Source organism: Roseibaca calidilacus, from assembly GCF_001517585.1.
Taxonomy (GTDB): domain Bacteria; phylum Pseudomonadota; class Alphaproteobacteria; order Rhodobacterales; family Rhodobacteraceae; genus Roseinatronobacter; species Roseinatronobacter calidilacus.
The window spans coordinates 2,426,049-2,452,072 of sequence record NZ_FBYC01000004.1; the positions used below are offsets into that span (position 1 = coordinate 2,426,049).

Consider the following 26,024-nt stretch of genomic DNA (forward strand, 5'->3'; position numbering starts at 1 on the left):
CACGACAATCGCAGAATTGGTTAATGATTGTTTATAATTTCCAGATGAATATCGGAAAATTTCCAGCCCGATCACCGTATGGAAAGGCATCCGGCCACAATGTCGCCATTATGCAATGAAGCGATTCGAACTGGGTTTTCAAATTGCGCGCAGATCTCGTCCGGGGTGATCCGGTAAGGGGCGTTCGTGAAACGGTCACGGTCACGCGGCGCGGTGCCGCATGGCAACTCTGCCTGCGCTTGCTGACTGCGCTCGCACCTTATATGGGCAGCCAGTGAATATAGGTCGCTGGCGCGCTGATCGTCGCGGTAGTCGCGGCGCGCCTGTTCCGGGCCGCCGACCTGCCACAGTCCAAGCGCAATCACCACAAGCGTGAAAGGCACCAGCAATTTGCGCAAAACCGGCTGCATCATGGCTCTGCCAGAAAATCGCGGAACCATGCGATGACCAGCAATGCCATGACCACCACCAGCGCGACTTTTGCCATGAATTGCGCGGTCACAACACCGGTCAATCCGGCATAGACCACCGCGACCGCAGCCCCCAACAGGGCCAGCGTGGACAAGAACAGGGTCAGCGCACCGAATTTCTGGCGCAGCGGTGTGCGGCGTTGGCCCGGATCGCGGACAAGCCCGCGCGCGGCGCGGCGGTCCAACCACAAGAACACCGGCAAGGCAACGATCAGCACCGCGATGGACCAGCGCATAGACCCTGCATTTCCAAAACTATGACCGCCCCGCAACGGGTCGGGCAACCACGCCTCGATCAGGTCGAAACCCAGTTGGACTAGGTTATAGGTGATTGTCAGCAAGGCCACGAACATCAGGCCATACAAGACCGCCTCTTGCCCGCTGGCTTGGGGCTGGGGGCGTGGCACGGGCACGCCAAGCCCCTGATCCGACCACCCATTCAGCGCGGCGGTCACTTCCGCAGATGACCAGCCTTCTGCCAAAAGCGCCTTGCGCAAAGCATTTGGGCCATGCCCGGCGCGCAAGCCGTCCTGCACAAAGGCCGCCAGCTGTTCCGAGGGCTTCACCCGTCAGCCCTTGGCGCCGACATTCTCGGCAAAGGCCTTGTCAAAAGCGGCCTTTTGCGCGGCGTCGGCTTCGGTCTGATGCTTGGCCTTCCAGTCGTCATAGGGCATGCCGTAAATCGCTTCTCGTGCGGCGTCCTTTGTCATGTCCAGCCCGCGTTCCTGCGCGGCTTCCATATACCAGCGTGACAGGCAGTTGCGGCAAAAGCCGGTCAGGTTCATCATGTCAATGTTCTGCACATCGCTGCGCTTGTCCAGATGGGCCAGCAGCGCGCGAAAGGCGGCAGCCTCCAGCTCTGTGCGGGTGGTGGTGTCCATGTGCGATCCTCCGTTATATAGTCAAAGGTGCGCGTTCGCGCGGGGCGGGTCAAGCGCGGCAGGCTTGCTTTTTCAGTCATAATCGGTAGATGTTTGCGCTAACGAATTCTTCCTGACATCAGGCCCTGTCATATCAGGGCCATATGCCGTCAGGCACGCAAAACCAGAGAGGACAGCCCATGACGCCTTTGCGCCGTCACCGCATGATAAAGATCGTCGCCACGCTTGGCCCGGCCTCATCCGATTATGACACCATTCGCGCCCTGTTCGAAGCGGGCGCTGACGTGTTCCGACTGAACATGAGCCATGGCACCCATGACGACATCGCCGCGCGGCATGCGATCATTCGCAAGATCGAAGCTGACACGGGCCGCCCGATAGCCATTCTGGCCGATCTGCAAGGGCCGAAATTGCGCGTGGGCGTTTTCGCGAACGAAGCGGAGGAACTGGTCGAAGGCGCTGCGTTCCGGCTGGACCTGACCGACAAGCCGGGCGACGCAAGCCGCGTGACCTTGCCCCACCCGGAAATCTTTGCTGCGCTGGAACCCGGCGCGGACCTGCTGGTCAATGACGGCAAAATTCGTCTGAAAGTGAACGACTGCGGCAAGGATTTCGCCAATTGCACCGTGACCGTGGGCGGCACCATTTCCAACCGCAAGGGAGTGAACGTGCCGGACGTGGTTTTGCCGGTCGCGGCCCTGTCAGACAAGGACCGCAAGGATCTGGAATTCGTCTGCCGTCTGGGCGTGGATTGGCTGGCGCTGTCCTTCGTGCAGCGCGCCGCCGACGTGGCCGAAGCCCGCACGCTGGCGCAGGGCCGCGCCGCGATCCTGTCCAAGATCGAAAAACCCGCCGCTGTCGCAGCCTTTGACGAAATTCTGGCCGTGTCAGACGGCATTATGGTTGCGCGCGGCGATTTGGGCGTGGAACTGCCGGTGCAAAACGTGCCGCCTATCCAGAAACGTCTTGTCCGGCGCGCCCGTGCCGCCGCCAAGCCGGTAATCGTGGCCACGCAGATGCTGGAATCGATGATCGAAAGCCCCATGCCCACCCGCGCCGAAGTGTCGGACGTGGCCACGGCAATTTACGAAGGGGCGGATGCGATCATGCTGTCGGCAGAATCGGCAGCGGGCGATTACCCGATCGAGGCCGTGCTCACCATGGACAATGTCGCGCGTGAGGTCGAAAGCGATCCGACCTACATCGAGATCATCGACGCGTCGCGCAAGAACAAGCACAGTTCCATCGCCGACGGCATCGTGGCCGCCGCGCGTGAACTGGCCGAGAAAACCGATATTGCCGCGATCTGCTGTTTCACCGAATCTGGTACCACAGCCAGCCTTGTTGCGCGTGAACGTCCGCATGTGCCGATTCTGGCGCTGACCCCCATCACCAAGACCGCGCGGCGCCTGCAACTGGTCTGGGGCGTGCATTGCGAGGAAGTGGCAGAGGTCGAGCGCTTTAAGAAAGCGGTCATCAATGCCGTGCGTGTGACCCGCAAATACGGCTTCGGCACGGAAAAGGACCAGATCCTTGTGACCGCGGGCATTCCGTTCAACCAGCCGGGCACCACGAACATCTTGCGGGTCGCGCCCTGCGCAGAACACTTGATCGTGTCGGGCGAACCCGAGTAACCTGTTCCCCTACCGACAAGGGGCAACATGGATACCGGGATCATCTTTCTGCTGGGTGTTTATCTTGTCCCGTTGGCACTGGTCAGCGCCGTTGGGGCTTGGGCCGATGGGCGCAAGCCCTATGTCGCGCTTGGGCTGGGGGCTGTGGGTGTCGGGCTGGCAGTGCTGGCGTCAGTTCTGCGCCCGGATGGCAGATACGGATTGCGCGACATCCCGGAACTAAGCGCGGCCCTGATCGTTCGACTGTGGCAGGCGTTCTGACCCTTGCACCCGCGCGGTTTCTGGTTTACTGCGCGGTTTCCATTCGAAGGGGCGTCCGGCCGTTGTGGCATGCCGAGTCGCCCCCCTGACCGAAGAAGGAGTCGGAAATGCCCAAGATGAAGACAAAATCGGGCGCGAAAAAGCGCTTCTCCATGACCGCGACCGGCAAAGTCAAAGCCGGGCAAGCGGGCAAGCGGCACGGCATGATTAAGCGGACGAAGAAATTCATCCGCGACGCGCGCGGCACCACCCTGCTGTCAGAGCAGGATGCCCGTATCGTCAAGACCTACATGCCCTATAACCGGTAAGGAGAGCGGAACATGTCACGCGTTAAATCCGGCACAGTCACCCACGCCCGCCACCGCAAGGTCATCAAGGCCGCCGCTGGCTATTATGGCGCGCGCTCGCGCAACTTCCGCACCGCCACGCAGGCCGTGGACAAAGCGAACCAATACGCCACCCGCGACCGCAAGGTGCGCAAACGCAACTTCCGCGCATTGTGGATTCAGCGTATCAACGCTGCTGTCCGCGCTATCGACCCGACCCTGACCTATTCGCGCTTCATCAACGCGCTGATGCTGGCCGGGATCGAAGTGGACCGCAAGGTTCTGGCCGATCTGGCCGTGCACGAGCCTGAGGCCTTCGGCCAGATCGTGGAAAAAGCAAAAGCTGCCATGGCCTAAGCGCCAGCACAGCGAACCCCAGAAACCCCGCCCGGCCCAGCGCCCGGCGGGGTATTTTCATTACCCGCGCCCGATATAGGGCATGGCCGTGGCCATGATGGTCATGAATTGGACATTGGCATCCAACGGCAGGCTGGCCATATGCAGCACCGCATCGGCCACATGCTGCACATCCATCACTGGCTCTGCGCGCAGGCTGCCATCGGCTTGCGGCACGCCGCGCGTGAAAGCGTCGGTCATCTCTGACGCGGCATTGCCAATGTCGATCTGCCCGCAAGCAATATTGTGCTGCCGCCCGTCCAGCGACAGCGTTCGGGTCAGCCCGGTGATCGCGTGTTTCGTGGCGGTGTAGGGCATCGACCCCACCCGCGGCACATGCGCCGAGATTGACCCGTTGTTGATGATCCGCCCGCCTTTGGGGTCTTGTGCGCGCATCATGGCGTAGGCCCCGCGCGCGATCAGGAATGCGCCATCCAGATTGACCGATGCCACGCGCCGCCAGTCTTGCCACGAAATATCGGCAATCTCTGTCGCGGGCAGGCCAAGCCCTGCATTGTTGAACGCAACATCCAGCCGCCCGAAGCGGTCACGGATTGTCGCGAACAGGGCATCCACGGCGTCTGGGTCCGATACGTCACAGGGGTGAGCCAGCATCTGCCCCGGTGCGGTGTCGGCCAGCGCGGCCAGCTTGTCGGCAGAGCGCGCGGCCAGAACAACCTTGTGCCCGGCCTGTGCGAAGGCCAGCGCACAAGCCCGGCCAATGCCTTGGCTTGCGCCGGTAATCAGAACGATTTTCGGGTCTGTCATGCGGGGTTCCTGCTGCCTGTCGTGCAGCTGAAGGTCTCGTCAGCGCCCCCTCTTGTCAACTTCTGCCGTGATGTTGAACAACAGTGCCGGCAGATCGCCGTCAAAACGCATATTGCCAAGGATCACGGTCGTCTCTGCCCCGGTATCGTCACGGACAACCCATTGGCGCAGTTCGGTGGGCTGCGCCGAAAAGACCAGCCGGATCGACCCGTATTGCGGGTTCTCGGGGTCTTGGGCGACCACGGTGGTGGTGGTGCCATCATCCATGTGGTCAACGATCATGTCGCGATTGCCGAAATCGACAGTCTCTTCCAGAATCAGGTTCAGCGGTGTTCTGCTTAGCGGGTACTGGGTTGGTCCTTGGTTGGACCGCCCATCGAAGATTGCGACTTGCCCGCCACCGGCCATGACAAGGCTTTCTTCCGGCGGGTCATATTCGAACCGCACCCGCCCCGGGCGGCGAATGTAAATCCGCCCCGTGGCCAAGCTGCCATCTGGGTTGATCTGGGTAAACTCACCCTCGGCCGTGGTGAAACTGTTGAAATAGCGCGATATCTCATCCAGCGGGATACGATCGGCCAAGGCGGGACGCACCAGCGCAAGCGCGGGCACGGACATAAGCAGGGAACGACGCGTGATACTCATGTGCCTTAGATAGCGGTTTTTTCGCTCTACGGAAGACGAGATGCGCTCACGCCGCCACACAAGGCAGAGAGTTGCCGACAAGCCGCCGCCCGCCCCCCGAACCCGTGCGCCACGCGGGGGTCATGGCGGGGCGCGTTACCCCTGCTCTGGCACCAGAATCTCGCGCTTGCCGACATGGTTGGCAGGGGTGACAAGCCCCTCGTCTTCCATCTGTTCCACCAGACGCGCGGCCTTGTTGTAACCAATCCCCAGCTTGCGCTGGATGTAGCTGGTCGAACATTTGCGGTCTTGGATGACCACCTGCACGGCCTGATCGTAAAGCGCGTCCTCGCCCGTCGTGTTGCCGCCAAGGCCCAGAACCGCGTCGATATCGGCTTCCTTGTCGGATTCCGGCCCTTCCACCACGCCGGATTTGTAATCGGGCGGCCCGAAGGATTTCAGGTGGTTGACGACCTCTTCCACTTCTTCATCGCTGACGAACGGCCCGTGAATACGGTTTACGCGTCCGCCACCTGCCATATACAGCATGTCACCCATGCCCAGAAGCTGCTCGGCCCCCTGTTCGCCCAGAATGGTGCGGCTGTCGATCTTGCTGGTCACCTGAAACGAAATCCGCGTCGGGAAGTTCGCTTTGATCGTGCCGGTAATCACATCGACCGAGGGGCGCTGCGTGGCCATGATAAGGTGGATGCCCGACGCCCGCGCCATTTGCGCAAGGCGCTGGATGCAGGCTTCGATTTCCTTGCCCGCAACCATCATCAGGTCGGCCATCTCATCGACCACGACAACGATGAAGGGCAGGATCTCGGGCGCGAATTCCTCTGTCTCGAACACCGGATCGCCGGTTTCATCGTCGAACCCGGTCTGGATGGTGCGCTTGAACATCTCGCCCGCGGCCAAAGCCTCGCGCACGCGGCCATTATAGCCGTCAATATTGCGCACGCCCATTTTCGACATCTTGCGGTAGCGCTCTTCCATCTCGCCCACGACCCATTTCAGGGCAACGACCGCCTTTTTCGGATCGGTCACAACCGGCGACAGAAGGTGCGGAATGCCGTCGTAGACAGACAATTCCAGCATTTTCGGGTCGATCATTATCATCCGGCATTCATCCGGCGTCAGACGATACAGCAGCGACAAGATCATGGTGTTGATCGCAACCGACTTGCCCGACCCGGTGGTCCCCGCGATCAGCAAATGGGGCATCTTGGAAAGATTGGCGACAATCGGCTCGCCGTCAATGCCCTTGCCCAGCGCCAAGGGCAGGCGCATGTTGCTATCGCCAAAATCGCGCGCAGCCAAGATTTCGCGCAACACCACCTTTTCGCGGTGCGCATTTGGCAGTTCAATCCCGATGATCGACCGTCCCGGCACGGTAGACACCCGCGCCGACAGCGCCGACATGGACCGCGCGATGTCGTCGGCCAGACCGATGACACGGCTGGCCTTCAGGCCCGGCGCAGGTTCCAGTTCGTATTGCGTGACCACGGGGCCGGGACGAACGCTGACAATCTCGCCGCGCACGCCGTAATCATCCAGCACCGCTTCCAGCATGCGGGCGTTTTCCTCCAGCGCGTCATCGCTGAGGGTGAAGCGTTCAACCTCTGACGGGTTTTGCAGCAAGCCCAGCGGCGGCAGCTCGAAACCCGGCGCATCTTGGTCGAAACGGAAGGCGGGTTCGGCTTCGGCCTTGGCTTGGCGCGAAGGCTGCGCTTTGCGCCCGGCTGGCGTCACAACGCGGCGTTGCAACACATGAGCGCCAGAGCGGGCAGCCGCAGCAAACGGTTCGGGTTCGGCGCTAAAGGGCATATCGGGCGCATGGTGCGCCGCAGGCTCTGGCGCATGGAGCGTGTGCGCGGGGGCGGCGGCGCGCATCCAATCGGGCATGGGCACGGGCGGCATATCCGGCGACAGGCTGGCGGAAAGCTGCGCGGCAAAATGCGGCTCCGCAACAACTTGCGGCGCAGGGTCCGGCTGCGGTTCCAGTCGCGGCTCGCTAGGGCGCTGGTCGCGGTTGAACTGGAAGACAGGCTTCGACGGCTTGCGGTGGCGGATCGCATCTGCAATCCGCGAGCGAATATGCTCGCCCTCGGGCGCATGGGCAGCGGCCGCGCTTTGTGTCAGGGGCGGTTCGATCAATTCTGGCTCGGGCATGGGGGCCGGGCGCGCGCTTAGCGATTTCAGACGCGCCAGCAGGCTGGGACGTTCGCCAAGCTCGTCATGGTCATCCGCGTATTGCGCAGGCGCAGGGGTGTTCAACTGCGGCTCTGGCGCGCGGTGTGCCGTGACCGGCGGTTGCGCAAAAGCGGGCGTGGCGCGGATAACAGGTGGCGCGCGACGCGCGGCAACAGGGGCCACCGACAGGGGCGGCTCTTGCCAGTCGTGGGTCTGTGCAGGGGCTTGAGGCGGCATTGCGGCTGCGGCTTCGCGCTGCATAGCGCGCGCTTGCACTTTTTGCCGGGCATGGTCCAGCATCGCCCCGCCAGCGCGCTGCGCGCTTTTCACACCCTGCCCGACACCGCCCCGCAACAGCACGACAAGCCCGGCATATAGCAGCACGATCCCCGATATGGTGAAGGTCAGGAACCGCTGCATTTCCCGCCATGACACGCCCAGCACAAAGCCAAAAATTGCCATACTGGCAACCAGCATCAACAGCGACATCAAGCGCACGCCTGCGCCCGCGCTCATTGGCAAGGCATTGACCACCGCGCCCAGCACCGTGTCACCGAACACGCCGCCCAAGCCGGTCACGGGCTGCCAGCTTTCACCCGGCACAAGCGTTGCGCACCAGACCGCGGCGACCGCCAGCGCGATGGGCAGGAACACAGCGCGCGCCATCAACTGTTCATGCCCGCGCGCCAGCACAAGCCGCAGACCCCACGCCGCCGTGAACAGCACCAGGCCCCAGCTTGCCCAGCCAAGGATCACCATCAAAGGCGCGGCCAGAGTGGCCCCCACGCGGCCCAGCGAATTGCGCACCGGCTCATCGGACGCGGCCATCCAGCCGGGATCATCGGGGGTGTAGGACCCAAGCATCACCGCGAACAACATGGCCAGCCCCACCAAGCACAGCCCGACCAATTCGCGCCCGCGTTTCTGCACCAAGGCAGACAGGTTGCTGTCCAAAAGCGGTTCACGTTGGTTGATGTTGTAGGATGCCATCGAAAGACCTCTCAGCGATACAGACAGTCGCGCAAGCGGATCAGCGCGGCTTGTATTTCATCTATCGGCGTGACCATCGCCACTCGGACGAACCCTTTGCCGGGGTTCTGGCTATCAACATCGCGCGCCAGATAAGCCCCCGGCAGCACGCGAATGCCGGTTTCCCGCCAAAGCTGCAACGCGGCGGCTTCGCCATCGGGCACGGGCAACCACAGGAAAAACCCGCCTTCCGGCCCCAGGTAACCCGGAACATGGGCAAAAACCCGGTCCGCCAGCGCGTATTTTTGCTGGTAAAGCGCGCGCGACCGGTCGACATGCGCCTCGTCCGCCCAAGCGGCAGCGGCGACATGCTGCAAGGGTTCGGGCAGCGGTGCGCCCGCATAGGCGCGCAACTGGCGCAGGCGGCGGATGCTGTCCGGGCCGCCGGCCACGAAACCGGAACGCAGCCCCGGCAGGTTCGACCGCTTCGACAGCGAATGAAAGCTGAGCACGCGCTCAGGGTCGGCACCCATCCGGGCGGCAATTTCTAAAGCGCCGGGGGGCGGGGAACTGCGGTAAATCTCGGAATAGCATTCGTCCGCGAAAATGCGGAAATCATGCTTTTCAGCCAATGCGATCAGGTCGCGCCAATAGGCGGCATCGGCCACAGCACCTTGCGGGTTTGATGGCGAGCAGACATAGGCAATCGCCACACGGTCCAGCAGGTCAGGGCCAAGCGCCGCATAATCGGGCAGATAACCGGTTTCCGCCGTTGCTGGCACAAAGACCGGTTCTGCCGCCACGGCCAAAGCGGCGACAGCATAGACTTGGTAAAACGGGTTCGGCGTTAGAATGATCGGACGTTGGCCGTTCTTTTGTTCCGGGCAAAGCGCCAATGCGGCATTGAACAAGCCTTCGCGCGTGCCGTTCAGCGCCATGATCTGATTTTGCGGCAAGGCCACACCGTAACGCCGCCCCAGCCATGCGCTGATGGCGTCCAGCAATTCGGGGATACCCTCATTGACCGGGTATTTGGCGAATAGATGCGTGTGCGCCTGCAACACCTCGTCCAGAAACGGCGGCATCTCGTGGCGCGGTTCGCCAATCGTCATCGCCACGACCGCGCCGCCGGGGGCGTGATGGTCGAGCAACGCGCGCAAGCGCGGAAACGCGTATTCAGGCAGGTTCGAAAACCGCTCTGGACCTTGCATGGACTGCCTCTGTGTTTCGGGATCTTTTGCCCCGATGTTGAATGCAGAATAGCGCGCAGACGCGTTTGCGTCCAGCATCTTGGATGAAAGCTGCGCCATAACCCCGCGAAATTGTGGTATTTTCGCAGGATCTTTGCCACCTACCAGATATAGCGGCACATAGCCCGCGCAAACCCTAGCTCTAGCCGCGCACCACGGATTCCGCTGCGACACCCAAACGCAACAGGCGGTCCTCCTCCATCGGTCCGACCATCAGGCTGATCCCGGCAGAGGGCGTATTTGTGGGCAATGTCAGCGCACATAGCCCCAGCATGTTGGCGATGCGCGTGTTGCGCAAGGTCAGCAGGTTTTCGGTGGTGTAATAGGCCTCATCCGCCAGCAGGCGCTCGGTATTGGGCGGCATGTTGGGTGCGGTGGGCAGCAAAACAGCATCATAGCCCGCAACCTGCGCCAGATAGCGTTTGCGCAGCCCGTCCAGGCTGGCCCAGGCTGCGCTGTAATCGGCGGCGGAATGCTCTGCGCCCGAACGGAACCGCGCCAGAATGGGCGGGAACACCGCTTCCGGTCGGGTTTCGATCAGGTCGCGCCATTCGGCCCAAGCCTCTGGCGTGTAGATGATGGCGGATAGGGCCAGCACCTCCTCCACCACTGGCAGCTTGGCACGGGTCAGGGTAGCGCCCGCGTGCGCCATGCGGTCCGCCGCATCCTCGAACGCCCGCGCGGGTTCTGTGCGAATGCCGTCGAAAGGCACGCCGTCAAGTACCAGAAAGCGCCGCCCGGTCAGGGTTGCTCCGCGCAGATCGGGCGGCACGCGGCCTTCCAAGGTGGCCAAGAACGCGGCGCAATCCTCGACGCTGCGGGCCAGCGGCCCAACCGTATCAAAGCGGCGCGCCAGCGGCACGACGCCCTCAAGCGGCAGGCGGCCATGCGTGGTTTTCAACCCGACAAGGTCATTCCATGCCGCCGGAATGCGCACTGACCCGCCCGTGTCGGACCCGACCCCCAATGCCGCAAGCCCGAAGGCCACCGACGCTGCCGCCCCGGACGACGACCCGCCGGGTGCGGCGCCATGGTCATTCACGCAAGGTGGCGTGGCAGTGACAGGGTTCACGCCAAGCCCGGAATAGGCAAATTCGGTCATATGGGTTTTGCCAAGGCAGATCGTGCCCGCCTGCCGCGCCACCCGCAGCACCTGCGCATCGCGCAACGGAATGCGCCCGGCCAGCAGGTCCGACCCTGCCGCTGTAGGCGTGCCCGCGCTGTCAAACAGGTCTTTCCATGACAGCGCCACCCCGTCCAAAGGCCCGCGGCGCACCCCGTCACGCGCGCGATCGCGCGCCGTCATCGCTTCCAGCAGGGCGCGTTTTTCGGTCACGGCGGAATAAATGCGGTCGCGCAACGGATCCGTGGCAATTTGTGCAAGATAGGCTTCTGTCAGGGCAAGCGGGCACAGCGCCCCCCGTTCGATCGCGCGCCCCTGCGACACCGCGCTTTTGTTCAGCCAATCCTGCATCATCCCCCCGGACTTGAAATGACATCCTGTTATGTCAGGCTATTTGTGGCAAGATGACACCGGAACGATCAATATGCCACATGGACTTGCGGCCAAGTCTGCCGCATATCTGCTACCATGAGTTATAACACCGATATCCTGATCGTGGGCGGCGGGCTGAACGGCCCGGCCTTGGCCTTGGCGCTGGCCAGCACCGGGCAGAGCGTAACCGTGGTCGATGCACTGCCGCGCGACATGCGCGCGGACCCCGAGTTCGACGGGCGCGCCTATGCTTTGGCGCTGGCCTCTATCCGGGTGCTGGACGGCATCGGCTTGTGGTCGCATGTGGCCGACCACGCACAACCAATGCTAAAGATCGTGGCCAGCGATGGGCGCGCAGGCGAAGGTGCCGCGCCGTTCTTTCTGGCCTTCGACCATGCAGAAATCGAAGAAGGCCCGATGGGCCACATGCTGGAAGACCGCTATTTGCGCCCGGCCCTGCTGGCCGCGATGGATGCCGCCGGGATTACCCAGCTTTCCGGCGAAACCGTGGTCGCGCAAACCGTGGATGAGCGCGCGGCGACCGTGCAGCTTGCCTCTGGCCGCAGTCTGCGCGCACGCCTGCTGGTGGGCTGCGACGGGCGCGACAGCGGCACCGCCGCGCGCGCCGGAATTCGCCGCACGGGGTGGGATTATGGCCAGACCGGGCTGGTCTGCGCGGTCGAGCACGACTTGCCACATCACGGCACGGCGCATCAGTTCTTCATGCCGCCGGGTCCGTTGGCCATTCTGCCCTTGCCGGGCAATCGTTCATCCATTGTCTGGAGCGAGACGACCAAACGCGCCGCAGAAATCGCCGCCATGGGGGATGCCGCCTATCTGGACGTTCTGCGCCCACGCTTCGGCGATTTTCTGGGGGATATCGCCTTGGCAGGCAAGCGCTATGCCTATCCGCTGAAATTGACCATCGCCAACCAGTTCATTGCGCCGCGCCTTGCGCTGGTGGGGGACGCTGCGCATGGAATGCACCCGATTGCCGGGCAAGGGTTCAATTTCGGGCTGCGCGATATCGCGGCCTTGGCCGAGGTGATCGCAGACGCCGCGCGCCGCGGCGAAGATATCGCCAGCCCGCTTGTCTTGGAACGCTACCAGCAATGGCGACGCTTCGACACGATGGTAATGGCCGTGGGCACGGACAGCGTGAACCGGCTGTTTTCCAACGACAACCCGCTGTTGCGTGGTATTCGTGACATCGGGCTTGGGGTGGTCAACGCAGTTCCCGCCTTGCGCCGGGCCAGCATCCGCGAGGCGGCTGGCCTGACGGGGGATCTGCCGCGCCTGATGCGCGGTTTGCCGATTTAAGGCAAATCGCAGGTCAGTTTGCGCGCCATGGCCTAAGCACCGCGGATCGGCGGCGGTTGGTCAATGGACAGGGGCGGAAGCGCCCCATCCCATGCCGAAACCCGCACAAGCGTTGTATGTGCGCTGTTGCCTTGGCTTAGGCTGGAACATCCGACATCGCGGGTCAGCGCGTTTGGGTTGCCCGCACGTTCCAACCCAGTTTCATCTGGCCCGGTTTTATCTGGGTCAAACCACGCCCCGGTCGGCAGGGCCACGCAATCCGGGCGAATGCCGCTGGTCAGGCGCAGCCCTGCAAGGCACGCACCACGCGCGTTCCACAGCTTGACCACCGCCCCCTCTGCAAGCCCCGCAGCCCGCGCGGTATCAGGATGCAAATAGCACGCTTCGCGCCCGGCGATCTTGTCAGATTGCGATTCGCACCCACGGTCATTTTGCGAATGCAGACGCGTGTCAGGCTGGCCCGAAATCAGGTGCAGCATACCTTCCGGCGCAGTCAGCAAAGATTCGAACGGCGGCATCCATGCCGGATGACCGGGGCAATCGGGCAGATTTGCCCGGGCAATTGCGCGGTTGAACAAGGTGATCTTTCCGCTCTCGCTGGGCAAAGGGTGCAGGTCCGGATCGGCGGCAAAGTCGCGCAGAAACACGCGCGCCTCTGCGGCATCGGGCATGTCGAAGCGCCCCATCTGGCGGAAATGGTCAAAGCCCGGCAACGTGACCCCATGCTGCGCCGCCTGCGCGATCGCGCCATCCCACAGCCAACGTAGCCAACCCTCGGCGGTGCGCCCTTCGGTAAAGGCCTCTGCAACCCCAAGCTCCGCCCCGATCCGGCGCAGAATCTCATGATCGTCCAGCGCCATGCCCACCCGGTCCATCCGTTGCGACATGTAGATCAGCGACGGGTCGCGGCGCGACAACATCAGGTCATCACGTTCCAGTGGCGTGGTGGCGGGCAGCACGATGTCGGCCCGCCGCGCCGTGGCGGTCCAGCTATGGTCCTGCACGATGACGGTTTCGGGGCGGCGCCATGCGCGCTCCAGCCGGAACAGGTCTTGGTGGTGGTGAAACGGGTTACCCCCTGCCCACCAGACCAGCCGAATATCCGGGTAGGTCCGGTCCGTTAGGTTGTAACGGTAGGGCGCACCGGGCTGTTCCAGCATATCGGCAATGCGCGCCACGGGTATGAAATCTGCCACCGGGTTGCGCCCCTGCGGCAGCGAGGGCCAATCATACAGCTTCGCGGGCCGGCCCACGGCCGTTGTGGACCCGTAGCCAAAAGCAAAGCCTGTGCCCGGTTGCCCGATCCGGCCCAGCATGGCCGCCAAGGCCAGCCCGGCCCAAAGCGGCTGCTCGCCATGGTCGGCGCGCTGCATACCCCAATTCAGCGCAATCATGGTGCGATGCGCCGCCATGTCACGGGCCAGCGCGCGAATACGTGCTGCGGGCAGGTCGCAGATGGGCGCGGCCCAATCGGCGGTTTTCGCCACGCCATCGGCAGCCCCGCAAAGATAGTCGCGAAATTCGGGCCATCCGCTGGTGCAGCGGGTCAGGAACGCGTCATCCTGCAAGCCTTCGGCCCAAAGCGTATGGGCCAGCGCCAGTATCAGCGCGGTGTCGGTCCCCGGCCGAATGGCCCACCAATCGGCACCCGGATAATCACTCTCTTGCGGAGAGACATTGACCACCCGCGCGCGCATCTGCCCCAGCCAATGCGCCACCTCGTGCCCCGCAGTGCCCGAGGAATTGATCTGCGCAGTCCGCGGTGAAATCCCGCCAAAGGCCACCAGCAAGCTGCAATGCTCTGCCACCAGCGGCCAACTTGTCTGACCATCCTGCACCGCGCGGTTGCTAAGCCCCAGAACATGCGGAAACAGCACTTCGGCGGCCGCATGAGAATAAGTGTCGCGCGCACTGACAAAACCACCGCACAGGTTCAGGAAACGGCGCAACTGGCTTTGCGCGTGGTGAAAGCGGCCCGCGCTGGCCCAGCCATACGACCCCGCAAAGATCGCGCCATTGCCGTGCGTCTCGCGCACGCGCGCCAATTCTTGCGCGGCCAGTGCGGCGGCACGGTCCCATGACACGGCCACGAACCCGTCGCGCCCGCGCCCAGCGCCGCCATCACCCGCCAACCAGCCGTCGCGAATTGCAGGCGTCAGGATACGGCTGTTGCGGTCACGCGCCGCACTCAGCCACCCGCGCCCAATGCGGGCCGGTGACGGATCATCGGCGATGGGGGCCAGCCCGTCCCCGTCAAACTGGTAAGCCCCCCAATGGGACGCAGTATAGCGCATTGTTCTTGACCCTTGTGGCGTGATCTTTCGCCTTGCACTTCGCCCGGTTCAAGCAAAGGGTCAATCCGTCTTTCAATCAGCGGCAGGCGCGGTCTGCACAGCTTGACAGGCCAATCTGGGGCGCAAGCTGTTACCCGCAACCGCGCCCCAGCTTTCAGTTGGTCAGTTCCGGCACTTGGCGGGACGCAACACATAATGGCCGGGCTGCGCCAAGTTGCGAATTTCTTCGTAAACCGCGGGGTAGTGCACCCGCACGACCTGCCGATTCTTGCCCTTGCCGCGATATTCCAGCACCGTTTCAGCACGTTTTATCAAGCGTTTGCTGTATTTGTATTCCGGGGCAACATAAACCGTTTCGTAGCATTCCTGAACGTGACCTTCCCATGCTGCCGCCGGTGCCGAGAAAAACGGGGCCATGGCCAAAGCCAAGGCCGGAAGCGCGATTCTTGTCATTGATACATCTCCTGAAACAAATTTTTACATTTACCGCCGCTGCCTCGCAGCACTGCAAGAGGCATGGTCTTCTTCACCAAGATCAAGCAGTTGGAAAATGCTAGCACCAGCGTTTCAGGCAGGCAACTGATCTGGCGTGGTTAACCAATTGTTAGGGCTGACGATGCAAACTGCGGCGCATGACACAAGCATCCCCAGGGTTTCAGGACTTCGGTCTGCCATTGTTTTCCAAGGCCCCTGTGGCGCAGGCGGGGGCACCTGAAAAACCTGTCGCCGCGCGCCAACCGTCTTATCTGCGCGACCACCGCAAACGCTTGCGCGACCGGTTCATGGCCGGGGGCGCACAGGCCATGCCGGATTACGAATTGCTTGAGATGCTGCTGTTTCGTGCCATCCCGCGGCAAGATGTCAAACCACTTGCGCGCGAATTGATCGACCTGTTCGGCGATCTGGCCGGGGTCATTTCCGCGCCCGAAGCGCGATTGCGCAAAGTGTCGGGCATTGGCGACGCGGTTCTGGTCGAGTTGAAATTGGCCGATGCCTGCGCGCAGCGCATGGCCCGCGCCCGAATCATAAACCGCCCGGCAATTTCAAGTTGGGCCGCCTTGCTGGATTACTGCCATACAGCGATGTCGCATAAGGAAACGGAAGAATTCCGCGTGCTGTTTCTGGACCGCAAGAACACGCTGATCGCGGATGAGGTGCAAGGCAGTGGAACGGTGGACCATGTCCCGGTTTACCCGCGCGAGATTATGCGCCGCGCGCTAGAACTGAACGCAACCGCGCTGATCCTTGTGCACAATCACCCTTCGGGTGATCCGACACCTTCTCAGGCAGATATCGCGATGACAGAGCAAGTGAAGCGTGCCGCGGAATGCCTGTCCATTACGTTGCACGATCACCTTGTCATCGGCAAATCCTGTGAAATCAGCTTTCGGGCGACGGGTCTGATATAACCAGTTCCGGTGCGTCGGTTTCCTGCGGCGCATCCAAAGACAACAGCACATCGGCCGGTGGCGGCGTTGCCGTATCAAAAGGAAGGTCCATAAGCACGAAACCCGCGCCATTCGCGCAATCAGGCATCGCCACCGACACCTCTTGCGAGGTCCCGGCATCCGGGCCGTGCGTGGGCAGAATGAATGCGGTCATGTCTTTGCCACAGGTCGCGTCGGTGACCGCCAGTTCTAGCTGCATGCGCGACGTTGACGCTTGCGCCAAAGGCACGGAATAAACCTGTGCCAGCAACGGTTCCAGCGCGGTGCTGTCGCCCAAGGCCACAAGGAACGCATCCTCCAACTCTGGGTCAAACGGGTTCAGGGCGTGGATATGCCCCGGCTCGCCGTAGTCTGCGCCACGATGATAGGCATGTAGCGCCACGGCATCCGGCCCGGTCCATTGCACGACCATCCGCGCATAAAGGTCAAAATCGGGAACCTGCGTTTGCGCTTGCAACAAAGTGTCATCGGACATGAACGCATCGACAGCGGCTGTCTCTGCCAGCGCGGGGATATAGGCCGCAAACACGCCAGCATTGTCCAATGTCGCCGTAAAGGCCAGATCCGCATGGCTGATAACCACGCGTTCATTGGCGCTGCACGGGGCGGACAGGCGAATTTCGATCAACCCGTCGATTGCGGGCGCGGCGGTCAAACTTGCGTCACATAGTGGTGTTTCGGTCGCAGGCGTTGCATCTGCGAAGGTCAGTTCCGGTTGGAACCCGTCCTGCACGCTTGGCACAGTGGCTGGGGCGGTCGAGCGGTCCAACGCCGAGAATTCAAGCTCTGGCGCTATCTCATCGACCTTGTCGGCAGACCCGAAGGAATTGACCACGCTGGCCCCGCGCACTTCGTCCGGGGTTTCGGTAATCATCCCGCCTGCAAGTGTTTGCTTGTCGCCAAGAAACTGCCCTGCCAGAAAAACCGATGCCGCAATCGCCGCGACAGAAACCGCAGCCCCGCGAATAATCAATTGCCGATCCATCGTCACACCCACTATTTCACCTACACTCAGGCTGACGTGGGAATCTGGCAGGAAAGGGGCCAAAGCTTGGCGCTTCGGCGTTATAGCGCCGAAACCGGTTCAATCCGACCGTTTCTACAGAATTTGTCCGTGGCAGTGCTTGAATTTCTTGCCCGAACCGCAAGGGCACGGGTCGTTCCGGCCCGGATTGCCCCATGTCGCCGGGTCGCTTTCGTCGAACCCATCCACCAGCGGACTGGGCGCGGTTCCGCCATTCTCTTCGGCAACACGCTGGCCTTGTTGCTGCAAGGCCATTTTCTGCAACATCTGCTGTTGTTCGGCTTCGGTCAGCGGGCGAATACGCGCAAGATATTGCGTTACATCCTCGCGCAACGAATTCAGCATCGATTCGAACAGGACAAAACCTTCGGCCTTGTATTCGTTCAGCGGGTCTTTCTGCGCATAGCCGCGGAAGCGCACCGCAGAGCGCAGATGGTCCAGCGTCAGCAAATGTTCGCGCCATTTGCGGTCGATGGTTTCTAGCAGGATCTGCTTTTCCAATGAACGCAGCGTGTCGGGCGTGAACTGCTCTTCTTTCTGCGCCATCAGCGCATCAGAGGCTTCGGCCACACGCTCGCGCACCACGTCCTGATCGACGCCATCTTCTTCGCCCCATTCGGGCGCGGGCAGGTTCAGCCCCATCTTGTCGCGCAACGCGGCTTGTAGCCCCTCCATGTCCCATTGTTCCGAATAGGATTTGGGCGGCATGAATTCGTCGATCAGGTCGTCAATCACCTGGTGGCGCATGTCGCCGGTAATCTCTGACAGGTCATCGGCCTGCATGATCTCACGCCGCTGGTCGAAGATGACCTTGCGCTGTTCGTTCATGACGTTGTCGTATTTCAACAGCTCCTTGCGCATGTCGAAATTGCGCGCTTCGACCTTGGCCTGGGCTTTTTCCAGCGACTTGTTCACCCATGGATGGACGATCGCCTCGCCCTCTTTCATGCCAAGCGTGGACAGCACCTTGTCCAGACGTTCGGACCCGAAAATGCGCATCAGGTCATCTTCCAGCGACAGGAAGAAAACGGACCGCCCCGGATCGCCCTGACGCCCGGACCGCCCGCGCAGCTGGTTGTCAATCCGGCGGCTTTCGTGCCGCTCGGTGGCCAGCACGAACAGCCCGCCCGCGTCTTTCACCTTTTGCTTTTCGTCGGCAACTTCGGCTTCAATCCGGGCGCGTGTTTCCGCGGGGTCGGCCTCGGGGTTTGCGGCCAGGGCCTGCATCACGCGCATATCCACATTGCCGCCCAACTGAATGTCCGTGCCGCGCCCGGCCATGTTGGTGGCAATCGTGACCGCGCCCAAACGGCCCGCATCGGCCACGATCTGCGCTTCCTGTTCATGCTGGCGCGCGTTCAACACGTTATGGGTAATACCGGCCTGTTTCAGCATGGCCGACAACTCTTCCGATTTCTCGATAGAGGTGGTGCCGACCAGAATAGGCTGCCCTTTGTCATGCGCCGTGCGAATTTCCTCCAACACGCCTTGCAGCTTTTCGGCGGCGGTGCGGTAGACTTGGTCGTCTTCGTCCTTGCGCGCGATCGGCAGGTTGGTCGGAATTTCAACCACGCCAAGGTTGTAGATTTCGCGGAACTCCGACGCTTCGGTGCTGGCGGTGCCGGTCATGCCCGCCAGCTTTTTATACATGCGGAAATAGTTCTGGAAGGTAACAGAGGCATAGGTCACGTTTTCCGGCTGGATGGCCACGCCTTCCTTCGCCTCGATCGCCTGATGCAGCCCTTCGGACAAGCGGCGGCCCGTCATCATGCGTCCGGTGAATTCGTCGATCAGCACGACCTGACCATCGCGGACGATGTAATTCTGGTCCTTGTGGAACAGTTTATGCGCACGCAGGCCTTGGTTCACATGGTGCACCAGCGAGGTCGCTTCCGGGTCGTAGAGCGACATGCCATCTTCCAGCATCCCCGCATCGCGCAGGCGCTCTTCGATGAACTCGTTACCCTCTTCGGTCAGCGTGGTGTTGCGCAGCTTTTCGTCCAGCGTGAAATGTTCCTCGGTCAGGCCGGGGATCAGCGCGTTGACCTTGACGTATAGTTCCGAGCGGTCATCGGCAGGGCCGGAAATAATCAGCGGGGTGCGCGCTTCGTCGATCAAGATCGAATCGACCTCATCCACAATGGCAAAGAAATGCGGGCGCTGGTTCATGTCCTCCAGCCGCATCCGCATGTTGTCGCGCAGGTAATCAAAGCCCAGTTCGTTATTCGTGGCATAGGTCACATCGGCGGAATACGCGTCTGGCTTCTCTGAATCGGGCTGCTGCGAATAGACAACGCCCGTGCGCATGCCAAGCTTCTCGAACACCTTGCCCATCCAGGCGCTGTCGCGCTTGGCAAGGTAGTCGTTCACCGTCACGACATGCACGCCTTGGCCCGCCAATGCGTTCAGATAGGCGGGGAAGGTGGCGACCAGTGTCTTGCCCTCACCTGTTTTCATCTCGGCAATATTGCCTTGGTGCAGGAAGATGCCGCCGATCAACTGCACATCAAAGGCACGCAGGCCCAGTGCACGGCGCGCCCCTTCGCGGCAGTTTGCGAAGGCTTCGGGCAGCACATCGTCAAGGCTGGCGCCCTCTGCCACACGGGTTTTCAACTCTTGTGTCTTGGCGATCAGGCCGTCATCGGACAGCGCCTCGAACTCCGGCTCCAATGCGTTGATCTTGTCGACAAGCGGGCGCACCGCCTTGACCTTGCGGTCATTCGCCGTGCCAAAGATCTTTTTCGATACTGCCCCAAGACCCAGCATGCTCACTCCACCTTTCGGCGCTTGCACGCGCCTCTGACCAAATCGTCATTGCCGTTGACCACGCGCCGGGGTTGTCGGCACGCGCAGGCTTCCATAGAAGGGCAGGTGAACCGCACGGCCCCGAGCATCGCAGAACCTTGGCAGCGATGTAATGGGCGGCCATGAGATAGTCAACAAAGCGCACCTTGCCTGCGCAGAATGGAGAGCCCGATATGGTCAGTTTTTTGCGAACATTGCCCGCAGCCGCCCTTGTTCTAGGACTTGCCGGTCCGGTCACAGCCCAAGACAGCGACCCGGAAACGGTTGTCGCCACCGTGAACGGGGTAGAGATAACACTGGGCCATGTGCTTCAGGCCCGCACCAGCTTGCCCGAGCAGTTTCAGGACATGCCGATGGAGTCGCTGTTCGAGCCGCTGGTGGACCAGTTGATCGACCAGACCGCGCTGATGCAATCGGTTGACGGAACCCTGACCACGGCAGAAGAAGTTGCGCTGGAAAACGGGCGGCGTGACTTCATGGCCAATACCGCCCTGACCCGCGCCGCCGAGGCCGCCGTCAGCGAAGAGGCGATTGCCGAAGCCTATGACGCCTTTGTCACCGAATTTGACGGGCGCGAACCCACGCCCGAATTCAACGCCTCGCATATCATTGTCGAAACCGAGGAAGAAGCGCAGGCCCTGCGCACGCAACTGGACGAAGGCGCAGATTTTGCCGAGCTGGCGCGCGAGAACTCGACCGACGGTGCCGCGACCAATGGCGGCTCTTTGGGCTGGTTCGGTCTGGGCGCGATGGTGCCGGAATTCGAAGAGGCGGTCACCACGATGGAAGTGGGCGAGGTCAAGGGCCCCTTGCAGACCCAATTCGGCTGGCATCTGGTCGTTTTGAACGACACCCGCATGTCCACCGCGCCCGAATTGGACGAGGTGCGCGACGCGCTGGTGCAGAACATTCAGCGCGAAGCGGTGGAAGCGGAAATTGCCCGCGTGACCGAAACCGCAGAGATCACCCGCAACATGGACGAGATCGCGCCCGAAACACTGGAAACGCCGGACGCGCCGGACCAACAGTAGATTCTGGACGAGGTTTCGCAGAGCGTGTAACGCTTGGCACAGACCGCCGGCCCCTTCGCGGGCCGGCTTTTTCATGGGGATGCCGATGGGCAAGAAGAAAAAGCTGAAAGCCAAGGTCAACGCGCTGAAAGCACGGCTGGCCGCGACCGAAGCCGCGCTGGCCGGTGCGGCCAAAGCCGCGCCAACCGTGTCGCCGCTGGCGCCAGACGCCTTCCCCAAGCTGCCGGTCATAGCCGGTGCGCGTTTTGCCACCGCGATGGCCGGTGTGCGCTATGGCGGCCGGACCGACGTGATGCTGGCGCATCTGGCCCCCGGCACGGTTATGGCGGGCACGTTTACCCGGTCAGCCACCCGCGCCGCCTCTGTGCTGGATGCGCAGGCCAAGATCGGCGCGCACAGCCCGGAAGGCGCGGCCATTCTGGTCAATTCCGGCAATGCAAACGCCTTTACCGGCGCGGCGGGCGATCGGTCGGTGCAGGCGATTGCCGGGGCCGTGGCAGAGCGTCTGGGCCTGCCGGCTGCGCGGGTCTTTACCTCGTCCACCGGGGTGATCGGCGAAGCGCTGCCGCATGAGCGCATTACCGCTGCGCTGGACACGCTGGCAGATGCGCTGCACGAAGACGCGCTGCCCGATGCCGCCCGCGCCATCATGACCACCGACACCTACCCCAAGGGTGCAAGCGCCAGCGTGACCATCGACGGTGAAACCGTGCAGATTGCGGGCATTGCCAAAGGTTCCGGCATGATCGCGCCCGATATGGCGACGATGCTTGTCTATATTTTCACCGATGCCAAGATCACCCAAAGCGTGCTGCAATCCATCGTGGCGCGCGGCACGGATGCCAGCTTCAACTGCATCACGGTGGACAGCGACACATCCACATCCGACATGCTGCTGGTGGCCGCAACCGGGGCCAGCAACGCGCCGCTGATTGATGACATGACAAGCGACAACGCCAAAACCTTTGCCGCCGCGTTGAACGGCGTCATGCTGGACCTTGCGCATCAGGTTGTGCGCGACGGCGAGGGCGCGACCAAATTTGTCGAGGTCGCCGTATCCGGCGCGCGGTCAGATGCCGATGCCCGCCGCGTGGCCTTGGCCATTGCCAATTCGCCGCTGGTGAAAACCGCCATCGCGGGCGAAGATCCCAACTGGGGCCGCGTGGTCATGGCCATCGGCAAATCGGGGGCAGAGGCCGACCGCGACCGCCTGTCCATCCGCTTCGGGCCGCATCTGGTTGCCTATCAGGGGCAGGTTGCGCCCAGCTATACAGAAGAAATCGGCGCCAGCTACATGGAGGGCCAAGAGCTGGTGATCGGCGTGGACCTGCGGCTAGGCGTGGGGGCGGCCAAGGTCTGGACCTGCGATCTGACCGACCGGTATATAGAAATCAACGCGGATTACCGCTCGTGAGAATGGTTCTGGTATCTGCCGTGGCGCTGATCGACGCGGACGGGCGTGTGCTGCTGGCCCAGCGCCCGCCGGGCAAACCCATGGCAGGGCTGTGGGAATTTCCCGGCGGCAAGGTCGAGCCCGGAGAAACCCCAGAGGCTGCGCTTATCCGCGAATTGCACGAGGAACTTGGGATTGAGACATGGGGTTCCTGTCTTGCTCCGCTGACATTCGCCAGTCACAGCTATGACGACTTCCACTTGCTGATGCCGCTATTTGCCTGTCGCAAATGGGGGGGGCAGCCGCAATCGCGCGAAGGGCAATCCCTGAAATGGGTGCGCCCCGAACGCTTGCGCGACTACCCAATGCCCGCAGCCGACCTGCCATTGATTCCCATCCTGCGCGACTGGCTGTGAGCTTTGCACCCGGTGCGGAAACAGTGGCGCGGCTTTAAGAAAACCGTTTCACGATAAAACCATCTCAAGATTTTGCGCCGCCCAAAAGTGGCACAAATGGGGCAAAACTTGGTTAATGCCCGTTGGCAATATCTCACCTCATGGTAGTTTTTTAGTAACAAAAAGGGATTAGGAATGCTTGCAACCATCGGTATCAGCCGTCACGTCCAAGCCCAAGGCATTCTGGTGAAGCGCTTGGCAAACGGCATGATCGTTATTCGGGCAGGTCAGAAGGTGCTGACCGGTCGCCCGATCTCCAAGCGCGTCGCCTGAACACCGGCGCGTGGTTTCTACTCAAAAGCCCTGGCCACCTTGGCCAGGGCTTTTTCAGATCCTCAAGGTCACTCGATCTCTCGCGCCTCGTCCACAAGCATAACGGGAATTCCGTTGCGAATCGGAAAGGCCAGATGGGCGGGGCGCGAAATCAGCTCTTGCGCCGCCGCGTCATACCGCAGCTGGGCCTTGGTGATCGGGCAGACCAAGGCTTCCAGCATGTGACGGTCAAACCCGCGCTCATCTGGCGTCATTGCATCGCCTCGCCTTCGCCGCCATGCAGGGCAAATTGCATTAACGTCACCAGTGTTTCCCGCCGCGTGGCCAGCGACGGCGCTTCCAGCAGTGCCTGCTTTTCGTCGGGTTCAAACGGACACAACATAGAGAGCGAATTGATGAGCATTTCGTCATCCGCTTCTTTCAGGCTGCTCCAGTCCGTTGACAACGCATGATGCGTGAAAAACCGTTCCAGCAGGGGAAAGAACTCTTCCCGGTCAAAGCCAAGATCCGTTTCAGCCGCGCCGCAATCGCGAGCAAAATCGGACCACTCTACCTCTGCGCGGCGATAGGGCGTGAACCCCGCCACTTCCTGACGCACCCGAAACCGGGAAATTCCGGTCAGGGTAATCATGTAGCGCCCGTCCTCGGTTTCGGAAAAAGCCGTCAGGCGCCCCGCACACCCAATGCTGTGCCACCGGTCCGACCCGTCCGGCACGTTGCGCGGCTGCACCATCCCGATCAGACGGTGCGGTGTTTTCATGCAGTCTTCCAGCATCGCGATATAACGCGGCTCGAATATGTGCAGGGGCAACCGGGCGCGCGGCAACAGCAGCGCCCCCGGCAAGGGAAAGACCGATATAAGGTCCGGGAAATCTTTGATCCGCGTCATGCGTGTCAATCTAACCCGAACCGGCCTTCAGGCAAATATCATAGACGATAGCTTGCGACGCCCTTTCGCGGCCAAAGGATCATTCGGCTTAAGCGCATCGAAAATGGTGAAAAGTTGCGCCTTTGCCGCGCCGTCATTCCATTCACGGTCACGGCGGAACAATTCCAGAAGCGTGTCGATGGCCTCTGCCACCTGCCCGGCGGCATATTGCGCCTGCGCCAGATCGAACCGCGCCTGATGGTTGTCGGGGTTGGCGTCGACCATCGCGCGCAAATCATCGACCGGGCCCGCACTGGCGGCCTGCTGCGCCAAGGCCAGCTTGGCGCGTGCGGCGTCCACATCCGGCGCGCTGGCGATGGCCGCGGGCGCGTTGGCCAGCAGCGCCTCGGCCTGCTCCAGATTGCCCGCCGCAATATGGGCCCGCGCCAGACCGCCAAAGGCGCGCGCGTTTTCCGGCTCTTCCGACAGCACGGCGGCAAAGACTTGGGCCGCATCTGTCGCCGCCCCTTGGTCCAGCATCTGATCGGCTTCGTCCAGCGCCGCGCCCAGCCCGCCATCGCCCGCCAACGCAGCCAGTTTATTCACGAATTCCTTCAATTGCGAAGGCGGCTGCGCGCCTTGGAACCCGTCCACCGGCTGGCCCTGAAAGAAGGCATACACGGTCGGAATGGATTGCACCCGCAACTGCCCGGCCACGGCCTGATTCTCATCCACGTTGACCTTGACCATGCGCACCTTGCCGCGCGCAGCCTTGACCTCTGCTTCCAGCGCCGGGCCAAGCTGCTTGCACGGCCCGCACCACGGCGCCCAGAAATCGACAATAACCGGCACCTCGCGGCTGGCCTCTATCACATCGGCCATGAAGTTTTGGTCGGTTGTATCCTTGATGATGTCGTCACCCGCGCCACCGGCGCTTTGCCCAAATTCCAGCATCTTGGTCCTCTTGGTCCGAAAAATTCGCGTTGCGATATATATGGGCGCGACCGGCCCGAAACGAAAGGGCGCTTACAGGTCGAAACTGGCAAAAACCGGCGCGTGGTCGGAGGGTTGCTCCCACCCGCGGGCTTCGCGCAACACGCGAGAGCCATGCCCCGCCGCCGCAATATCGCCGCTGGCCCAGATATGGTCCAACCGGCGGCCCTTGTCGGCGGCGTCCCAATCGCGGGCGCGGTAGGACCACCACGAATACAGCAAGCCCTCTGGAATATCGGCGCGGGTCACATCCACCCAGCCACCCGCCTCTTGCGCATTGGTCAGGTGTTCCACCTCTATCGGCGTGTGCGACACGATTTTCAGAAGCTGTTTGTGTGACCAGACGTCATCCTCGCGCGGGGCGATGTTCAGATCCCCCACAAGGATGGACTTCTCTGGGCGGTTTGCCCTGAAATGATCGCGCATCTCTGTCAGCGTATCCAGTTTGTGGCCGAATTTCTCGTTCACCTCTCGGTCGGGCACATCGCCCCCCGCCGGGATATAGCAGTTATGAATGGTCACACCGTTTTCCAGCGTGGCGGCCACATGGCGCGCATCGCCCTTGCCGCACCAGTCGATATGCCCTGCATCTTGCAACGGAATGCGCGACAGGATGGCGACACCGTTATACCCTTTTTGCCCGCGTGCGGCCCAATGGGTGTAGCCCATCGCCGCAAACAGCTCGAACGGAATTTTCTCGACCGGGGATTTGCATTCTTGCAGGCACAGCACATCGGGCGCTTCGTCGCGCAGCAGCTTTTGCACCAGCCCGGCACGCAGGCGGACAGAGTTGATATTCCATGTAGCAAGCGTAAAGGGCATCCGGTCTCTCCTTTTGCACCCTTACATG

The 26,024-nt window shown here is 62.1% G+C and carries 26 protein-coding genes; 10 read left to right on the forward strand and 16 right to left on the reverse strand.

Features of this window, described 5'->3' with window-relative positions; translation table 11 throughout:
* Positions 1-71: 71 nt before the first annotated feature.
* Genes AWT76_RS15445 through AWT76_RS15455 form a run of 3 tightly spaced genes read right to left on the reverse strand, consistent with a single transcriptional unit; the run spans position 72 to position 1,351 of the window.
* Positions 72-413 carry a hypothetical protein gene (locus AWT76_RS15445; RefSeq protein WP_072247124.1) on the reverse strand — a complete coding sequence of 114 codons (342 nt, stop codon included), beginning with the start codon at positions 411-413 and terminating at the stop codon, positions 72-74.
* Positions 410-1,036 (reverse strand): DUF5671 domain-containing protein, encoded by a 627-nt coding sequence (locus AWT76_RS15450; protein WP_072247125.1) that lies wholly within the window; start codon positions 1,034-1,036, stop codon positions 410-412. Before AWT76_RS15450 ends, AWT76_RS15445 begins: the two co-directional genes overlap by 4 nt.
* A gap of 3 nt (positions 1,037-1,039) precedes the next feature.
* Positions 1,040-1,351, reverse strand: a complete 312-nt coding sequence (locus tag AWT76_RS15455) for a DUF1244 domain-containing protein (protein ID WP_072247126.1) — start codon at positions 1,349-1,351, stop codon at positions 1,040-1,042.
* A gap of 188 nt (positions 1,352-1,539) precedes the next feature.
* On the opposite strand from AWT76_RS15455, the gene pyk reads away from it, so the two are divergent.
* The 4 genes from pyk to rplT all read left to right on the forward strand — a co-directional run bounded on the left by pyk (position 1,540) and on the right by rplT (position 3,929).
* Positions 1,540-2,985 carry a pyruvate kinase gene (gene pyk / locus AWT76_RS15460; RefSeq protein WP_072247772.1) on the forward strand — a complete coding sequence of 482 codons (1,446 nt, stop codon included), beginning with the start codon at positions 1,540-1,542 and terminating at the stop codon, positions 2,983-2,985.
* Between the two features lie 27 nt (positions 2,986-3,012).
* Positions 3,013-3,246, forward strand: a complete 234-nt coding sequence (locus AWT76_RS15465; RefSeq protein ID WP_072247127.1) for a hypothetical protein — start codon at positions 3,013-3,015, stop codon at positions 3,244-3,246.
* Positions 3,247-3,353: 107 nt separating this feature from the next.
* Complete coding sequence (gene rpmI, locus AWT76_RS15470; RefSeq protein WP_072247128.1) at positions 3,354-3,554, forward strand: 50S ribosomal protein L35; 201 nt, start codon at positions 3,354-3,356, stop codon at positions 3,552-3,554.
* 12 nt (positions 3,555-3,566) lie between these two features.
* On the forward strand, positions 3,567-3,929 hold the full coding sequence (gene rplT, locus AWT76_RS15475; protein WP_072247129.1) for a 50S ribosomal protein L20: 363 nt from the start codon (positions 3,567-3,569) through the stop codon (positions 3,927-3,929).
* Positions 3,930-3,989: 60 nt separating this feature from the next.
* Here rplT and AWT76_RS15480 read toward each other — a convergent pair whose 3' ends face one another.
* From AWT76_RS15480 to AWT76_RS15500, 5 genes are all read right to left on the reverse strand, one after another.
* Positions 3,990-4,736, reverse strand: a complete 747-nt coding sequence (locus AWT76_RS15480) for an SDR family oxidoreductase (protein WP_072247130.1) — start codon at positions 4,734-4,736, stop codon at positions 3,990-3,992.
* A gap of 39 nt (positions 4,737-4,775) precedes the next feature.
* Positions 4,776-5,381: a LolA family protein gene (locus AWT76_RS15485; protein WP_072247131.1), complete on the reverse strand. Its 606-nt coding sequence runs from the start codon at positions 5,379-5,381 to the stop codon at positions 4,776-4,778.
* Positions 5,382-5,516: 135 nt separating this feature from the next.
* Positions 5,517-8,546 carry a DNA translocase FtsK gene (locus tag AWT76_RS15490; protein WP_072247132.1) on the reverse strand — a complete coding sequence of 1,010 codons (3,030 nt, stop codon included), beginning with the start codon at positions 8,544-8,546 and terminating at the stop codon, positions 5,517-5,519.
* Between the two features lie 11 nt (positions 8,547-8,557).
* Positions 8,558-9,736, reverse strand: coding sequence for an aminotransferase class I/II-fold pyridoxal phosphate-dependent enzyme (locus AWT76_RS15495; protein ID WP_072247773.1), 1,179 nt, complete (start codon positions 9,734-9,736; stop codon positions 8,558-8,560).
* 181 nt (positions 9,737-9,917) lie between these two features.
* Complete coding sequence (locus tag AWT76_RS15500) at positions 9,918-11,249, reverse strand: amidase (RefSeq protein WP_072247774.1); 1,332 nt, start codon at positions 11,247-11,249, stop codon at positions 9,918-9,920.
* 117 nt (positions 11,250-11,366) lie between these two features.
* Here AWT76_RS15500 and AWT76_RS15505 point away from each other — a divergent pair, with 117 nt between their 5' ends.
* Positions 11,367-12,590: an FAD-dependent monooxygenase gene (locus tag AWT76_RS15505; protein ID WP_072247133.1), complete on the forward strand. Its 1,224-nt coding sequence runs from the start codon at positions 11,367-11,369 to the stop codon at positions 12,588-12,590.
* A gap of 32 nt (positions 12,591-12,622) precedes the next feature.
* Here the strand turns inward: AWT76_RS15505 and AWT76_RS15510 are convergent, their stop codons facing one another.
* Both AWT76_RS15510 and AWT76_RS15515 read right to left on the reverse strand, forming a co-directional pair.
* Positions 12,623-14,884 (reverse strand): molybdopterin-dependent oxidoreductase, encoded by a 2,262-nt coding sequence (locus tag AWT76_RS15510; RefSeq protein WP_072247134.1) that lies wholly within the window; start codon positions 14,882-14,884, stop codon positions 12,623-12,625.
* Positions 14,885-15,046: 162 nt separating this feature from the next.
* The gene (locus AWT76_RS15515) at positions 15,047-15,337 is read right to left on the reverse strand and encodes a hypothetical protein (RefSeq protein ID WP_072247135.1); all 291 of its coding nucleotides are present in this window, start codon (positions 15,335-15,337) and stop codon (positions 15,047-15,049) included.
* 179 nt (positions 15,338-15,516) lie between these two features.
* Between AWT76_RS15515 and radC the strand changes: the two genes are divergently transcribed.
* Positions 15,517-16,293: a RadC family protein gene (gene radC / locus AWT76_RS15520; RefSeq protein ID WP_072247136.1), complete on the forward strand. Its 777-nt coding sequence runs from the start codon at positions 15,517-15,519 to the stop codon at positions 16,291-16,293.
* Here the strand turns inward: radC and AWT76_RS15525 are convergent.
* Both AWT76_RS15525 and secA read right to left on the reverse strand, forming a co-directional pair.
* Positions 16,265-17,317 carry a hypothetical protein gene (locus tag AWT76_RS15525; RefSeq protein ID WP_072247137.1) on the reverse strand — a complete coding sequence of 351 codons (1,053 nt, stop codon included), beginning with the start codon at positions 17,315-17,317 and terminating at the stop codon, positions 16,265-16,267. The two genes, radC and AWT76_RS15525, sit on opposite strands and share 29 nt — an antisense overlap.
* A 114-nt stretch (positions 17,318-17,431) precedes the next feature.
* Positions 17,432-20,122 (reverse strand): preprotein translocase subunit SecA, encoded by a 2,691-nt coding sequence (secA, locus tag AWT76_RS15530; protein ID WP_072247138.1) that lies wholly within the window; start codon positions 20,120-20,122, stop codon positions 17,432-17,434.
* Between the two features lie 212 nt (positions 20,123-20,334).
* Between secA and AWT76_RS15535 the strand changes: the two genes are divergently transcribed.
* The 4 genes from AWT76_RS15535 to AWT76_RS17035 all read left to right on the forward strand — a co-directional run bounded on the left by AWT76_RS15535 (position 20,335) and on the right by AWT76_RS17035 (position 23,313).
* Entirely contained in the window at positions 20,335-21,192 is an 858-nt protein-coding gene (locus AWT76_RS15535; protein WP_072247139.1) for a peptidylprolyl isomerase, read from the forward strand.
* 85 nt (positions 21,193-21,277) lie between these two features.
* Complete coding sequence (gene argJ, locus AWT76_RS15540) at positions 21,278-22,606, forward strand: bifunctional glutamate N-acetyltransferase/amino-acid acetyltransferase ArgJ (RefSeq protein WP_082700282.1); 1,329 nt, start codon at positions 21,278-21,280, stop codon at positions 22,604-22,606.
* A complete protein-coding gene (locus tag AWT76_RS15545) occupies positions 22,603-23,001 on the forward strand; it encodes a (deoxy)nucleoside triphosphate pyrophosphohydrolase (RefSeq protein WP_072247140.1) in 399 nt (132 codons plus the stop codon). Before argJ ends, AWT76_RS15545 begins: the two co-directional genes overlap by 4 nt.
* 174 nt (positions 23,002-23,175) lie before the next feature.
* Complete coding sequence (locus AWT76_RS17035) at positions 23,176-23,313, forward strand: hypothetical protein (RefSeq protein WP_176699414.1); 138 nt, start codon at positions 23,176-23,178, stop codon at positions 23,311-23,313.
* Between the two features lie 68 nt (positions 23,314-23,381).
* Here the strand turns inward: AWT76_RS17035 and AWT76_RS15550 are convergent, their stop codons facing one another.
* From AWT76_RS15550 to AWT76_RS15565, 4 genes are all read right to left on the reverse strand, one after another.
* On the reverse strand, positions 23,382-23,567 hold the full coding sequence (locus AWT76_RS15550; protein ID WP_072247141.1) for a Trm112 family protein: 186 nt from the start codon (positions 23,565-23,567) through the stop codon (positions 23,382-23,384).
* Positions 23,564-24,202 carry an LON peptidase substrate-binding domain-containing protein gene (locus AWT76_RS15555; protein ID WP_072247142.1) on the reverse strand — a complete coding sequence of 213 codons (639 nt, stop codon included), beginning with the start codon at positions 24,200-24,202 and terminating at the stop codon, positions 23,564-23,566. Before AWT76_RS15555 ends, AWT76_RS15550 begins: the two co-directional genes overlap by 4 nt.
* A gap of 27 nt (positions 24,203-24,229) precedes the next feature.
* A complete protein-coding gene (gene trxA, locus AWT76_RS15560; protein WP_072247143.1) occupies positions 24,230-25,135 on the reverse strand; it encodes a thioredoxin in 906 nt (301 codons plus the stop codon).
* 72 nt (positions 25,136-25,207) lie between these two features.
* Complete coding sequence (locus tag AWT76_RS15565; RefSeq protein ID WP_072247144.1) at positions 25,208-25,996, reverse strand: exodeoxyribonuclease III; 789 nt, start codon at positions 25,994-25,996, stop codon at positions 25,208-25,210.
* Between the last annotated feature and the right edge of the window lie 28 nt (positions 25,997-26,024).

Excerpts from the sequence above, each read along its gene's own strand:
- AWT76_RS15445 (WP_072247124.1), bottom strand. The coding sequence starts at position 413 with ATGATGCAGCCGGTTTTGCGCAAATTGCTGGTGCCTTTCACGCTTGTG.
- AWT76_RS15455 (WP_072247126.1), bottom strand. The coding sequence starts at position 1,351 with ATGGACACCACCACCCGCACAGAGCTGGAGGCTGCCGCCTTTCGCGCG.
- AWT76_RS15465 (WP_072247127.1), top strand. The coding sequence starts at position 3,013 with ATGGATACCGGGATCATCTTTCTGCTGGGTGTTTATCTTGTCCCGTTG.
- rpmI (WP_072247128.1), top strand. The coding sequence starts at position 3,354 with ATGCCCAAGATGAAGACAAAATCGGGCGCGAAAAAGCGCTTCTCCATG.
- rplT (WP_072247129.1), top strand. The coding sequence starts at position 3,567 with ATGTCACGCGTTAAATCCGGCACAGTCACCCACGCCCGCCACCGCAAG.
- AWT76_RS15480 (WP_072247130.1), bottom strand. The coding sequence starts at position 4,736 with ATGACAGACCCGAAAATCGTTCTGATTACCGGCGCAAGCCAAGGCATT.
- AWT76_RS15485 (WP_072247131.1), bottom strand. The coding sequence starts at position 5,381 with ATGAGTATCACGCGTCGTTCCCTGCTTATGTCCGTGCCCGCGCTTGCG.
- AWT76_RS15490 (WP_072247132.1), bottom strand. The coding sequence starts at position 8,546 with ATGGCATCCTACAACATCAACCAACGTGAACCGCTTTTGGACAGCAAC.
- AWT76_RS15495 (WP_072247773.1), bottom strand. The coding sequence starts at position 9,736 with ATGCAAGGTCCAGAGCGGTTTTCGAACCTGCCTGAATACGCGTTTCCG.
- AWT76_RS15500 (WP_072247774.1), bottom strand. The coding sequence starts at position 11,249 with ATGCAGGATTGGCTGAACAAAAGCGCGGTGTCGCAGGGGCGCGCGATC.
- AWT76_RS15505 (WP_072247133.1), top strand. The coding sequence starts at position 11,367 with ATGAGTTATAACACCGATATCCTGATCGTGGGCGGCGGGCTGAACGGC.
- AWT76_RS15510 (WP_072247134.1), bottom strand. The coding sequence starts at position 14,884 with ATGCGCTATACTGCGTCCCATTGGGGGGCTTACCAGTTTGACGGGGAC.
- AWT76_RS15515 (WP_072247135.1), bottom strand. The coding sequence starts at position 15,337 with ATGACAAGAATCGCGCTTCCGGCCTTGGCTTTGGCCATGGCCCCGTTT.
- radC (WP_072247136.1), top strand. The coding sequence starts at position 15,517 with ATGACACAAGCATCCCCAGGGTTTCAGGACTTCGGTCTGCCATTGTTT.
- AWT76_RS15525 (WP_072247137.1), bottom strand. The coding sequence starts at position 17,317 with ATGGATCGGCAATTGATTATTCGCGGGGCTGCGGTTTCTGTCGCGGCG.
- secA (WP_072247138.1), bottom strand. The coding sequence starts at position 20,122 with ATGCTGGGTCTTGGGGCAGTATCGAAAAAGATCTTTGGCACGGCGAAT.
- AWT76_RS15535 (WP_072247139.1), top strand. The coding sequence starts at position 20,335 with ATGGTCAGTTTTTTGCGAACATTGCCCGCAGCCGCCCTTGTTCTAGGA.
- argJ (WP_082700282.1), top strand. The coding sequence starts at position 21,278 with ATGGGCAAGAAGAAAAAGCTGAAAGCCAAGGTCAACGCGCTGAAAGCA.
- AWT76_RS17035 (WP_176699414.1), top strand. The coding sequence starts at position 23,176 with ATGCTTGCAACCATCGGTATCAGCCGTCACGTCCAAGCCCAAGGCATT.
- AWT76_RS15550 (WP_072247141.1), bottom strand. The coding sequence starts at position 23,567 with ATGACGCCAGATGAGCGCGGGTTTGACCGTCACATGCTGGAAGCCTTG.
- AWT76_RS15555 (WP_072247142.1), bottom strand. The coding sequence starts at position 24,202 with ATGACGCGGATCAAAGATTTCCCGGACCTTATATCGGTCTTTCCCTTG.
- trxA (WP_072247143.1), bottom strand. The coding sequence starts at position 25,135 with ATGCTGGAATTTGGGCAAAGCGCCGGTGGCGCGGGTGACGACATCATC.
- AWT76_RS15565 (WP_072247144.1), bottom strand. The coding sequence starts at position 25,996 with ATGCCCTTTACGCTTGCTACATGGAATATCAACTCTGTCCGCCTGCGT.